Here is a 13,850-nt window from a genome sequence, read left to right as displayed (position 1 = left end):
ATTTTTATATGTTATTAAATATATGTTATCACTAAAATTTACAGAATCAATCTTTTAAACCAAAAAAGTAAATATAAGGAAGACAAAACGTTATCAAATGACAAGACTATATGATATTTTTTTTATATAGCCGTTACAGATAAATTATCGTATTATTTTGGAATTATTGTTATATATTGTTTATAGGTAGAGTTTGTTTAGTATTTGAGTGAAATTTCGAATAAAGACTGTAATATTGTAATATAAAATAAATATTATTGATAATATTCCTTATAATTATATATTAAATGCGTAAATTTTAATAAATATAATCAATAATTCAAACAAGCATCTTAAAAGTCCGATCTTTTATTAATGAAATACTGACATAAATCCAGAAATTAATTGGTAATTCATATTGTCAGTGTTTTGAAAAGCAGTCAAGAATATATTGAATGCATATGTTATAATCAGTTAGTAATAGCAAGAAGATATGACATACTAACTAATTAATAATGGAGGAAGAATGGAGTCTGAATTTAAAGTTAAGCAAATTACTAAGTTATATGAAAGCTGCAATAAATGCGGGTTGCCAATAATAAATTGTATCTGTAATATTGTGCCTAAAATAGAGACAAAAGCAAAGATATTGATATTATCAACAGAAAGAGAATTTAGTAGGCCTTCAAATACCGCTAGATTATTGAAATTGGTGAATCCAGAATCAACTGAGTTAATTCTTTGGGAGAGAGTAAAGACTCCTGAAAAATTAATCGAATATATTAATAGCGATGATTATGAAATAAATATATTATTTCCTATGGATGATGATGAGCCTGTAGAAAGAAAGCCTAAATGCAAAGATTCAGAAAAAATTCCAGCATTTATTATCTTAGATGGCACATGGAAAGAAGCAGAGAAGATACTAAGAAAGAGTGACTACTTAAAGAAGCTTCCAAGAATTTCATTAAATCCAATTAATAAATCAGAATATACTTTAAGAAAAGGTGCTTCAGAAGGAGAACTTTGCACTATCGAAGCAGCAATTGAAGTACTTAAGTTAAATTCTGAACTTGAGAATGCACAGCTAATTAAAGGTGCTTTCGATTTATTTATGAGAAGTTTTAAAGCAGGGGTTAGTGGAGTAGAGCTGAAAGATATAAATAGATAGAGTTTTCATAGTGTTATTTCACTATAAATCTACATAATTGATAATTTCTACTTATAGAAGATATGCAGTAAGCATAAGAAATCTTTAAAATATTGAAAAAGTTAAGATAGAAGATCTCAAATTCATATTATGAAGTTGGGATTTTTTTGTATAATTTTGAGATTGCATTTGATATATAGGGTCCCACAATGATATTCAAACTTATAAAATTTCAATATCGCTGGTATTCATGAAATTGAAACAGTAGATATGTATTGTTATCAATATGGAACCCTGTATAGATAAACAACTTAAGAATTTAATTTATACTTTGCAATAAATACCATATTAGAAAGTAGAAACATTTTTATGCAGCAGGCATTGAAAATGAGCTGTTAAAAGCTCTTAATTGTAGGTTGTTCAACTAATGCTTGTCACAATGAAATTGGGAGCAAGCATTAGTGGTGCAACCTGCAATTTAGTACTTTCAGCGAAATTTTCATAGTCCTGTGAAATAACAATGTTTTTACTTTCGGTAGGTTATTGCATAAGTATAAGTTATATATTGTTTATCTATAAATATGCGAATAATAAAACTACATTTACAATATATGTTATAATTTATTTGTGATGGAAGTTTATTGTAAATTATTATAGAATACGGGGGAGTGAGTGCACGTGAAAAGAAAACTACCTATGATAGTGATGTTTATTGGAGACATGAGTCTGCTTTATGTAGCCTTAATTATAATATCAATTTCACCTATGAAAAGCATTATGGAGAATATTGGAGTTTATCCCATTCCTATGTATAATTTTTTAGATGGTGCGCTCAGAGTATTAAGCGCGATAGTCCTATTAACAATAGCCTATGGATATTTTAAGCTTAAAAAATGGGCATACTTAGAAATCATAATTTATAATGTATTTTTTTTAGCAGTATCTATGTTCTTTATAGCCATGAAGACAAGCAATCAATATAATACTCCAAATATTATAGAATCATTGTTAGGACTCATAATTGCATTTCCGTCCAAGAGATATTTTTTTAAAGAGGAATGTGATTCGTAATATATATTAACGTAATAAATTTATATTTAAAATTCTGGTAAGCCAAAGGTTAAGATAAGAATGGTAATGTAAGAATCAAATTGAAAGTGACAATACATAAGTTAATATGTAGATTATATATCACGAAAATTTATGAGAGACAAGAATGGTAAACTACGTTAATGTAAGAAGTATTTGATTTAAAATACATACTTCTAACTAACAAGATTACATGAAAGTTCATGAACAGGAGCAGAGGGAAGGGAATTATATGGGGAAAATATTATTTTTAATTTTTGATGAAATGACAGACTATGAAGTTACATTTATCAGTCATTTACTAAGTTCAGAGGCATGTAAAGAAATAATTACTATCTCCTATGAAGATAAAATGATTAAAGGACGATCTGGTTTCTTATATAAACCAGCCAAATTAGTTAAAGATGTCTTAAATTATAATGTAGATGGATTAATTATTACTGGAGGATGGTATGGTGAAGTAAGACCGGAATTAATAGAGCTTATCGATAAAATATATTTAGATGGGAAACTAGTAGGAGGTATATGTGGAGCAGGAACCTTTTTTTTAGCAAAGTCGGGAATTTTAAATAATGTTAAGTATACTACGCCTATTAATCAATGGACACAAAAACATATTGATATATATGGAGAAAATGACCCATTTCCAAGAGAAAATTTTATTTCTGAAAGAGTCGTGAGAGATAAAAATGTAATAACTGCTCAGGGAACAGCTTTTATTGACTTTGCAGTAGAGATATGTGATTGGTTCAACTTATTTGAAAACCAAGAAGATAAGGATAATTTCGAAAAAGAAATTAAAGGATTATAAGTGGATAATTTTCGAAAAGAGACTTAATAATTGGAGCATGTATTACGCAAGTTCCTAAGTTAGGCTCCATTAAATCAGTTCTCTCGTTCATTACCGTATTAATTTTTTGGATTATGAATTTTAGACTAAAGAGATTGGCAATACTTAAAAAGTATGCTGAGATAAGGCAATAAGTTCTTGTCCAATTAAGATCATTAATAATATTATAAATTAAGGATATTATAAGAAATATCTGATTTAAAGTTTATTATATTTTCAATATTATTTATTTAAAGACGAAGAGGAGAAAAAATATGCTTGAATATAAATTTGATACGCAATTATTAATCGAAGGAAAAGATCTTTCAGAAGATGAAATAAATGAATATATAACAAAAAACATTGAGGGAGATTCTCTGCTTGCAGTTGGAGATGAGGAATTGATTAAGATTCACTTCCATACAAATACTCCATGGCAGGTACTTAAGTATTGTGCTTCTTTAGGGGAGATATATGATGTTGTCATAGAAAATATGGAGCGACAAGCAAATGGACTCAAAGGCTAAAACAGTGAATTATTGAAATTAAATATAATGCTGAAAAATCGTATTATTCAAAGAAGATGATATGCTCCATTTAAGGTAAACAGATAAAAAATAAAAATCTGTTATTTTAATGGGAGTATTTTTATATCTAAAAATGTGAAGTTTAAAGTTAGTATAGATAAACAACTTAAGAATTTGATTTATAATTTGCAATAAATATAATACTAGAAAGTAGAAACATTTTTATGCAGCAGGCATTGAAAATGAGCTGTTAAAAGATCTTAATCGTAGGTTGTTCAACTAATGCTTGTCACAATGAAATTGGGAGCAAGCATTAGTTGAACAACCTGCAATTTAGCACTTTCAGCGAAATTTTCATAGTCCTGTGAAATAACAATGTTTTTACTTTCGGTGGATTATTGCATAAGTCTAGCTTATATATTGTTTATCTATAATTAAGTTTCTTGTAGGTTAACTTTTTCTACTAATATCAACTAGGAATCCATTTACGGAAAATGTAGAAACACATAAAATATTATTAGAGGTGAGGAATATGAAAAAGTTAAATATAGGAGAATGTATTGCTTATAAGAGGAAAGAGAAGGGAATAACTCAGGAGCAATTAGCAGATTATATTGGAGTTTCTAAAGCATCTGTTTCTAAATGGGAATCTGCATTAAGTTATCCTGATATCTTACTTCTTCCTGAGCTTGCGACTTACTTTAATATTTCGGTTGATGAATTATTAGGATATTCCCCGCAGCTTACAAAAGAAGATATTAAAAAGACTTATAAGGAACTTTCGAATGAATTCGCTATAAAACCATTTGATGAAGTAATAAATAAATGTGAGAAGTTAATAAAAAAATACTATTCCTGCTTTCCTTTTTTGCTTTCAATGATTCAGTTATTAATAAATTATTCTATATTAGCAAAAACTGAGGATATAAAAAAAGAAATTTTTCAGAAATGTATATTATTAAGCAAGAGAATAAAAGAAGAATCAGATAATATTTCTGAAATAAAGAGTTCAAATACAATGGAAGCATTGGCACAAATGTTATTAGGAAATAGTGAAGAAGTTATTCGATTATTGGATAATAAATTAATACCGTATAGTGGTGAGGATGTAATGCTAATTAATGCATACAAGATGCAGGGAGAAATAGATAAAGCAAATGAGGTCAATCAAATACTAGTATTTAATAATGTAATAAACATGTTAAGACTTTTAAACAACTATCTTTCAATAAATATTATGGAGCGAGTTTTGTTTGAAAAAATTTATTCTCAAGGTATTCAGATCATTGAGTCTTTTAATCTTAATGAGATTTTGACAAATGATGTTTTAGGAATTCATATTGTTGCAGCACAAGGTTATTTAATTCACAAAGATAAGGAAAAGGCCATATGTGCTCTGGAGCAGTATGTAAATATTGTCTGCAAAATAAAGTTTCCATTGAAATTTAAAGGAAATGAATATTTTACTAAGGTTGATAAATGGCTTGAGGATAATAGCTATATTGGAACGAGCACTCCTGTAGATGAGACAACAATAAAGAAAAATTTTGCCTCTGCAATTACTGAAAATCCGGCATTTGTATCATTAAGAGAAGATGAAAAGTACAAATTTCTTGTTAAAAAACTGAAGAGAAAGTTGGATGAATAAAATGAATGCAATAAATATAGAGAATCTTAACAAGTCTTATGATGGAAAGACTAATGCTTTGAATGATATAAACTTGAGTATACCAAAAGGCCAGATATTTGGATTTCTTGGACCTAATGGTTCAGGAAAAACTACAACAGTTAGAATTCTTAATGGAATTCTTTCAGCAACATCTGGTCATGCCGAAATTTTAGGGATTCCTGTTTTGGAAAATAATATTGAAATTCATAAATTATGTGGAGTTATGACTGAAAGTTCGAGTTGCTATGAGAATCTCACTGCAAAACAAAACTTAATATTCTTTGGAAAAATGCACGGAGTTAAAGAAAATTTACTCAATGAACGTACTGATTCTATATTAAAAAGATTAGAGCTGCTAGAGGTAAAAGATAAGAAGGTGAAATCTTTTAGTACAGGAATGAGAAAGAGGGTTTCATTAGCTATAGCATTAGTTCATAATCCAAAAATTTTATTTCTTGATGAACCAACGTCTGGTTTAGATCCAGAAAACGCATTAAATGTTACAAAGCTTGTAAAGGAACTTGCAGAAGAAAACGAAGTTACAATATTTCTTTGTACCCATCAATTAAAATATGCTGAAGATATATGTACTCAATATGGTTTTATAAACAATGGGAATATCCTTGGGATAGGCACTTTTGATGAACTTGCTTCAAAGAAAAATGCAAAACTTCAACTAAAAATTAGAGGAAAGAATGTTTCTGATAAATTTGGATTTATCTATGAAGGAAATGATATATATAGCAAACCTATTTCAGGAGACCAAGAGGTAAATACTCTAATACAAAGCATTATGAAAGATGATGGAGAAATTTACGAGGCGATGCAGCAGAAATGGTCTTTGGAACAACTGTATTTCAAATATATAAAAGGTACATCTGATGATGTGTCTTTATAAATCAGGAGTGATTAGAATATGAAGAGTAATGAAAAAGCACTTATATATAAAGATATAAATGAGTTAATAAGTTCAAAACGAGTAATTCTTCCTATGACTATTGTTCCAATTATCTTGACAATAATAGTGCCTCTTGGAATACTTATAGGTGCAAATTTTATTGGAAGTGACTCAAGCACCATTACAAAAATGGATCCTCTTATAAGGAAATTACCTTATGAATATACAATATATACTCCAGCTCAATTACTAGTAAAAGTGGCTATAAACTTCATGTTTCCATCATACTTTCTTATAATACCTATAATGTGTTCATCAGTTATTGGGGCTAGTAGTTTTGTAGGAGAAAAGGAACATAAAACTTTAGAGTCTTTGCTTTATACTCCAATATCTATGGAACAATTACTTAGAGCTAAAATTTTAGGTGTATTTATTCCATCGTATATTGTGACTTTGATTTCATTTATATCAATTGGAATAATATTTAATATAGGTGGCTTTATATACTTTGGAAAACTTATCTTTCCAGATATAAAATGGTTGATAATTATACTTTGGCTTTCACCTGCAATTAATTTGCTATCGTTAATACTTACAGTTATGGTGTCAGCAAAGTCGGAAACTTTCCAGGAAGCACAACAAATAAGCGGGCTTCTTGTAATTCCAGTTATTCTTGTATTAATTGGTCAGATGACAGGAGTACTATTACTTAGCAATTTTATAATGATTGTAGCAGGAGGAGTTCTATTAATACTTGATTATGCTCTAATAAAGAGAATTTCTTCAAAGTTCATTCCAGAAAAGTTAATTTAAAATAAGAAAATTTATAAGTTTAGATTCAATAATGAAAGTATTTATTTAAAATTTAATAGAGTGATATCTTGGTGAAAAAATACTGTGATAAAATCTGTTTTTAAACAAATTTCTTGCAGTACTTCTTCACCATTATTTTATTCTATAGGAATTTAGATCGGAGTGAAATCTATGAATAACTTTTAAAAGTATAAGAAATACATAATCTAATAAGGAGATTTTCTTGTAAATTAATGTGATGTTTTAAATTTGTGTTATAATATGGTAAGGTTTCAAAATGTTATATAAAGTTTGGACAGACTTATGTTATAATGAGTGGAGTTGTTAATTATGATATTTGAAGACAAAAAAGTAAAATTGAAAAATGGAGAAGAATGCATATTAAGAAGTCCTGATGTAAAGGATGCAGAAAAATTAATTGATTACTTAAGAAAGGCATCATCAGAAACAGACTATATGCTTAGGTATCCAGAAGAAATTACTATGACTATAGAAGATGAAGAAAAATTCATCAATGACATTAATGAAAGTAATAAGGATGCAATGATTTCAGCATTTATTGATGATAAGCTTGTTGGAAATTCAAGCATATGTACTATTGGAAATATGATTAAAGTTTCACACAGAGCAGATTTTGGAATAGCAGTTATCAGAGAGGCTTGGAATCTTGGTGTTGGAAAAGCTTTGCTAACTGAAATCTTAAAATATGCAAAAAAAGTAGGATTTGAACAAGTTGAATTAGAGGTAGCATGTGATAACTATAAGGCAATAAACTTATATGAAGAATTTGGTTTTAAAAAGTATGGGACAAGAAGCAACTCTTTTAAATTAAAAGATGGATCATATTACACAGAATATTTAATGATGAAAAATTTATAGGTATTCAAGATTTAATATTATTCGCTTATTCTTAATAAAGCGTTATTTTTGTTGTGTGAGTATTTTAAGTTATATAATAAAAAAATGAAATTGTAGTTTTTGTTTATATAAAATTCTGCTAGGCACAGTGGTGTGATGTTACAGAATTTGGGATTGATAGAAAAATATTATAAGCTTTACTAACAAACTAAATAGAAGATGAAATCTATAATTTATTTACATTCAAATTATAAAGATAACTTAGAGATTTTTTTGAGATTAAATCAATATTATTTATAGTTTATTGTTTAATTATATTAATGAAAATAGATTGATATTTGCAAAATAATAAAGGAATTTGACTACTTATGTAGAATTATTAATATTATTAAGAAGATAGTATAGGTGAATATAAATATTTGAGGAGGATTATCATGGGATATAAAGAACATTTAACTGAAAATTTAACGGACGAGGAAATTTTAAAGGCATTTTCTATTGTTTTGCCATATCTTAACGATCTATCAAGAGATGATACAGCATTTGGATTAACAGATACTGAAAAATATATCGAATATGAAGATCCTAAGGAATTTCAGTTGCAACTTAGAGCTGGCTCTGAACCATTAGATGTTATAAAAGATTCTTTAAGAAGTGGAAGACTTGAAAAAGGTGATACAAATGTATCTGGCAAAGAAATAAAAGTTATATCAATACCTATTAGAAATTCAAAAGGGAAGATTATTGGAACAATTAGCGATGGAATTGATTTAGATGATACTACTAGATTGGTAAATAGTGTTTCGGAAATATCAGAATCATTAGATCAAGTTTCTACAAGTGTTAGTGAACTAGCTAATTCCGCTTCAAATTTTGCTCTAACTGGACAAAAGACTCTAAAGCAGGCTCAAGATGTTATGGAAACTTCAAAGAAAACATCAGATGCTATAGAAATTATTAAGAGTATCGCTGATCAAACAAATTTACTAGGATTAAATGCAGCTATTGAATCTGCAAGAGCTGGTGAGCATGGAAAAGGATTTAATGTTGTATCAACAGAAATCAGAAAGCTTGCAAGCCAAAGTAAAGAATCAACTAGAATAATAAATGATATTGTTATTAATATGAATCAGTCAATAAATACTATAATTGGAGCTGTAAATGAATCAGCATCAGAAAGTGAAGAACAAGCAGCAGCTATTGAAGAAATAAGTGCTACTATCGAAAGTATAAATGCTAATTTAAAAAGATTAAATGAATTTATTGAAAGATTTGCATAATTTTAAGCAACAATAATAAATAATATAGATATTGAAATATCGCGGTATTCATATGAATTTGCGATATTTTTTATTTAGCAATTTTATAATATATAGATACCTAAATTTAAAACTGCATTTATGTGATAACTTACCGGTACGCCAAGCAAGGGCGTAAAAGATAATGAGGGCTAACCTTCCTCATTATTACTATATAGCAGGTGGGAATCCTGCATGACAAAGGCCAGCAACCAGTCATTAGTTAGTCTTGGGCTTATTATGGCGATGTAATAAGTTAAGTGTAGACAAACAAGGTACCAGGCCGCAAGCGAATGCTGAAACTACTAGCCACGAAATTATCACAAAGTCAGAAAGGACGATAATATCGGTAAATTAGAAGTCAGAACATAGATAATCATTATTGCAAGAATATCTGTGCTTTCTCGTGGTTTTAAGGTGTAGCATGGTATACATTGATATAGTACGTCAACTTGGGAGGACTCATTATTCTCTGACTTCAGAGTATGGAAAACAATGATTAGAAATCAGAGGTATTCAAATGATAATGAGTAGTCGGATTACACCATAGTACTGAAGAAATGAGTAATGACCATGGAGGGAAGGGTGTAACATATTATAGACCTTGAAAAGAGAAACAGAAATTCTCACACAGAGGAGGAAAAAAAAAAATGTACACAAAACTTGAGAGGATAGCAGAAATAGCTGGAAATAATCCTAAAGAGAAATTTACATCACTAATGCATTTAGTTAACAAGGAAATGCTAATTTTATGCCATTATGAACTGAGCGGAAATAAGGCTACAGGAGTGGATAAGGTAACAAAGGAAGAATATGAAACTAACTTAGAGAATAATATTGATAATCTACTAATTAGAATGAAGACTTTTAAATATAGACCGCAGCCTGTAAGGAGAGTATACATAGATAAGTCTGGTTCAAACAAGAAAAGACCTCTAGGTATACCGGCATATGAAGACAAAGTTGTACAATTAGCCATTAATAAAATATTAAAATCAATATATGAACAAGATTTCATTGATAGTTCTTTTGGGTTTAGACAAAATAGAAGTTGTCATGATGCTCTTAAAATCTTAAATGTATATTTATCTGAAAAGAATGTGAATTATGTTGTAGATGCTGATATTAAAGGATTCTTTGATAATGTTGACCACAAGTGGTTGATGAAATTTCTTGAACACAGGATTGCAGACAAGAACTTACTTAGATATATAGGTAGATTTTTGAAAACTGGAATAATGGAAAACGGAAAGTTTTATAAAGTATATGAAGGAACTCCACAAGGGGGAATAATATCTCCAACATTAGCAAACATTTATTTACATTATGTTTTAGATATATGGTTTAATAACTTTATCAAAAAGAAGTGTAAAGGACAGGCGTACATAGTACGCTATGCGGATGATTTTGTTTGCTGTTTTCAGTATGAAGACGAAGCGAAAGCTTTCTATGAAGCATTGAAAAACAGATTAGACAAATTTAACTTGCAGGTAGCTGAAGATAAAACTAAAATATTATATTTCGGTAAGAATGCCTACTATGATAGAAAATTCAAGAGAGCATGAAAGTTAGAATCATATAAAGATAGAACTTTTGATTTTCTAGGATTTACACACTTCTGCAGTTGCAGAAAGAATGGAAGTTTTAGAGTTAAGAGGAAGACTAGCTCAAAGAAATTTGGAGCTAGCATAAAGAGATTGAATGAATGGTTAAAGAATAATAGAACAGTGCCGCTCACATTATTAATGGAGAAACTGACACAGAGACTAATAGGATATTATAGGTATTACGGAATCACTGACAACAGTTTAAGTCTCGCAACTTTCAGATATTTAGTAAGAAAACTAACTTTTAAATGGCTAAACAAAAGAAGTCAGAAAAGAAGTTATAACTGGAGAAGTTTTGACACTATGTTTGAGTGCTTCAAAATACCTAAAGCTAAAATATATGTTAATATTTTCAACTTAAAAGAAGATATATCATATATACTGTGAATTATAATGTGGGGAGCCGTATGCGGGAAATCCGCACGTACGGTTCTGAGAGGGGGTAGGGAAGTGATTCCCTAGTCTACTTACCAAATCATAAATATTTTGATTCCGAAAAGCTATGAAAATATCGCTGAAGCTTCTAAGCAGCAGGTTGTATCCACTTTAGCATGCTTCAACTTTCCTAGGGAAGCTCGACTCATTACATTCACTGAGGAAGTTCGAGAACCCAAAATAAAATTTTGGACTCTCACTTCACAAGCTAAAATGGAACAACCTACAGCTAAGAACCTTTAACAGCTCATTTTCAAATGTTTTCTCCACAAATATATTTATGATTTCTAGTGAAGATACGAACTTAAAGTTTTAGAAACCTTGTAAATATGTTCATCTAATAAATAAAATTCCTAAGTTGTTTATCTGTATATACACTGAAATAATAAATTTGCACTTGAACTCTAGCAAGTCAAATGCTTAAGTAAACATAGAATGTAGAAAATTAATTACAATATATATATGGAAGGAGATAGTTATGAATTTTTATATTTTTACTTTAGCTATATGTTCAATAATATTTTTAATATATGCTCTTAACGGAGTATTTTACATATTTAAAAAACCAGAAGCTATAATTAATAAAAAATTATCGAAAACAGAAAAGATATATGAAATTACAAATGTTAATGAGTACTTGAGTAATTTAGGAAAATTAAATTTATATTCAGCTATTATCCTCTATGCAGGCGTCTTAATTTCACTTTATGCTGATAAATATAGATATCAGATTTCAATGTACATATATATCGTAATTTACTTTGCCTATTTTTATTTGATAAGAAGTAGAATTGTGAGAAAGATAGAAAAATATTTAATTCGCAAGGATACTAAAGATTAAAATAAATGCGCTACTGATCAAAAAAATATTCTTGACCAGTAGTAATTAAGTATTTTTGAAGAATAAACATTAAATAGAAAGTGCGCATAGTTTTGCACAGATATTGTATAAAAAGTTCACACTTATTTTTGGAAATAAATATAAGTGTGAACTTTTTCGCTTTTTTATGTTTTAATTTTTGAAAAAATTTTCTTAACATAAAATCGTCAAAGTGTCTTAATAAGGCAAAATTTGTTTTTTAACGACATTAATTGTTTAAAAGTTATTTTTAATTCTTAGAAATATAAATTTGGCATATGTTTTGCTTATTAAATAAAGTGTAGTAACAAAGCAAGCTTGTTTGTTAAATATTAAACATAGGGAGGCAAAAAAATGATAAAAGGATTATCTAAATTTTTTACAGCTATTGTTCAAAAATTTCTTCCAGACCCACTTGTTTTTGCAATGATTTTAACATTGATTATGTTTATTTCAGGTATTATATTTACTGGCCATACTCCAATTGATATGATAGGATTTTGGGGTAAGAGTTTTTGGAATCTTCTAGCATTTGGTATGCAAATGGCGTTAATTTTAGTCACTGGTAATGCATTGGCTAGTTCACCACCTGTTAAACGTATTCTGCAAAAGATTGCAGGAGTGCCTAAAACACCAGCTCAAGCTATTATGCTTGTTACATTTGTTGCAGCGGTTGCTAATATTATTAATTGGGGATTTGGTCTAATTGTTGGTGCTTTACTTGCAAAAGAAGTTGCCAAAAAGGTGCGACATACAGATTATCGTTTATTGATCGCGTGTGCCTATATTGGTTTTATGACTTGGCATGGAGGCTTATCTGGTTCAATTCCACTTTTGGCAGCAACTAAAGGGAATCCAATGGAAGCGACAATCGGATTAATTCCGCTAGGTGATACTATTTTTGCTCCGTTTAATATCTTTATAACTGTTGCTTTAATAATAATATTACCTTTAATGACAAGAATGATGATGCCTAAAGATGAGGATGTTGTGGAGATTGACCCAGCATTATTAGCAGCAGAGGCAGCAAATGAGACTAGTACTGATACTATAACTGAAAAAACATTTGCAGTACGCGTTGAAAACAGCAGAATTATTGCATGGCTAATTGGTATTCTTGGGGTTTGCTATATGGTTTATTACTTCATGAATGGTGGTTCTATGGATGTAAACGCTGTAAATATGATTATGTTCTTTGCAGGTATCATTCTTCATGGTAGTCCTGTATCTTATATGCAGGCTATAGTTGATGGAGCAAAAGGAACAGCTGGTATAATGGTACAATTTCCTTTCTATGCGGGTATACAAGGCATGATGGATTTGTCAGGATTAGGTGGAATGATTACAAGTGGCTTTGTTAGTATATCAAATACTCATACATTCCCAATTTTTGCGTTTTTAAGTTCAGGAATAATTAACTTCTTTGTTCCATCTGGTGGTGGACATTGGGTTGTACAAGGGCCATTTATAATGCCAGCTGCGCAAGCACTTGGTGCAGATATGGGGAAAGCAGCTATGGCAATTGCATATGGTGAGGCTTGGATGAATATGGCGCAACCATTCTGGGCACTACCAGCTTTAGCTATAGCAGGTCTTAAAGTTCGTGATATTATGGGATTTTGTGTAACAACCTTAATTGTAGGTGCTTTAATATTTGGTGTTGGATTAGCTTTATTTTAACAATTGAAAGAAGTAAAAAAGTACGTTTAAATCTAGCCCTTATAACTTATTTGATACTTGCGGATTTTATACGTATTTTTATCAGTTAATAGTATCAGACTATAGTCTGAAATCTGCAAGGTTAAAGTTTGATTATACTAACATTATTATATGGAAAAT

13 protein-coding genes are annotated in these 13,850 nt (G+C 29.4%); all 13 read left to right on the top strand.

What is annotated here, in order from left to right; translation table 11 throughout:
* Positions 1 to 505 precede the first annotated feature (505 nt).
* The 13 genes from F3K33_RS19580 (at position 506) to F3K33_RS19525 (ending at position 13,691) form a co-directional block, all read left to right on the top strand.
* Positions 506 to 1,150 (top strand): tRNA-uridine aminocarboxypropyltransferase, encoded by a 645-nt coding sequence (locus F3K33_RS19580; RefSeq protein WP_039768979.1) that lies wholly within the window; start codon positions 506 to 508, stop codon positions 1,148 to 1,150.
* A 657-nt stretch (positions 1,151 to 1,807) separates the two neighbouring features.
* Entirely contained in the window at positions 1,808 to 2,200 is a 393-nt protein-coding gene (locus F3K33_RS19575) for a hypothetical protein (RefSeq protein ID WP_039768981.1), read from the top strand.
* Positions 2,201 to 2,450: 250 nt separating this feature from the next.
* A complete protein-coding gene (locus F3K33_RS19570) occupies positions 2,451 to 3,029 on the top strand; it encodes a DJ-1/PfpI family protein (protein WP_039768983.1) in 579 nt (192 codons plus the stop codon).
* Positions 3,030 to 3,322: 293 nt separating this feature from the next.
* A complete protein-coding gene (locus tag F3K33_RS19565) occupies positions 3,323 to 3,574 on the top strand; it encodes a fatty acid kinase subunit FakA-related protein (RefSeq protein WP_039768985.1) in 252 nt (83 codons plus the stop codon).
* A gap of 532 nt (positions 3,575 to 4,106) precedes the next feature.
* Positions 4,107 to 5,222, top strand: coding sequence for a transcriptional regulator (locus F3K33_RS19560; RefSeq protein WP_039768987.1), 1,116 nt, complete (start codon positions 4,107 to 4,109; stop codon positions 5,220 to 5,222).
* 1 nt (position 5,223) lies between these two features.
* Entirely contained in the window at positions 5,224 to 6,141 is a 918-nt protein-coding gene (locus F3K33_RS19555; RefSeq protein WP_111944678.1) for an ABC transporter ATP-binding protein, read from the top strand.
* Between the two features lie 18 nt (positions 6,142 to 6,159).
* Positions 6,160 to 6,954, top strand: a complete 795-nt coding sequence (locus tag F3K33_RS19550) for an ABC transporter permease subunit (protein WP_039768991.1) — start codon at positions 6,160 to 6,162, stop codon at positions 6,952 to 6,954.
* A 330-nt stretch (positions 6,955 to 7,284) separates the two neighbouring features.
* On the top strand, positions 7,285 to 7,833 hold the full coding sequence (locus tag F3K33_RS19545) for a GNAT family N-acetyltransferase (RefSeq protein WP_039768994.1): 549 nt from the start codon (positions 7,285 to 7,287) through the stop codon (positions 7,831 to 7,833).
* 413 nt (positions 7,834 to 8,246) lie between these two features.
* On the top strand, positions 8,247 to 9,092 hold the full coding sequence (locus tag F3K33_RS19540) for a methyl-accepting chemotaxis protein (RefSeq protein WP_039768996.1): 846 nt from the start codon (positions 8,247 to 8,249) through the stop codon (positions 9,090 to 9,092).
* Between the two features lie 668 nt (positions 9,093 to 9,760).
* Complete coding sequence (ltrA, locus tag F3K33_RS19535; protein WP_012059836.1) at positions 9,761 to 10,675, top strand: group II intron reverse transcriptase/maturase; 915 nt, start codon at positions 9,761 to 9,763, stop codon at positions 10,673 to 10,675.
* A gap of 180 nt (positions 10,676 to 10,855) precedes the next feature.
* On the top strand, positions 10,856 to 11,104 hold the full coding sequence (locus F3K33_RS26880) for a hypothetical protein (RefSeq protein ID WP_238953652.1): 249 nt from the start codon (positions 10,856 to 10,858) through the stop codon (positions 11,102 to 11,104).
* Positions 11,105 to 11,630: 526 nt separating this feature from the next.
* Positions 11,631 to 11,993, top strand: a complete 363-nt coding sequence (locus F3K33_RS19530; RefSeq protein WP_023975637.1) for a hypothetical protein — start codon at positions 11,631 to 11,633, stop codon at positions 11,991 to 11,993.
* Positions 11,994 to 12,365: 372 nt separating this feature from the next.
* Complete coding sequence (locus F3K33_RS19525) at positions 12,366 to 13,691, top strand: TIGR00366 family protein (RefSeq protein WP_017211971.1); 1,326 nt, start codon at positions 12,366 to 12,368, stop codon at positions 13,689 to 13,691.
* Positions 13,692 to 13,850 lie beyond the last annotated feature (159 nt).

Origin of the sequence: Clostridium beijerinckii (genome assembly GCF_008705175.1) — a bacterium.
GTDB classification, from domain to species: domain Bacteria; phylum Bacillota; class Clostridia; order Clostridiales; family Clostridiaceae; genus Clostridium; species Clostridium beijerinckii.
The sequence above is the reverse complement of the archived record's forward strand: the minus strand, read 5'-3'. Positions and strand labels throughout refer to the sequence as shown.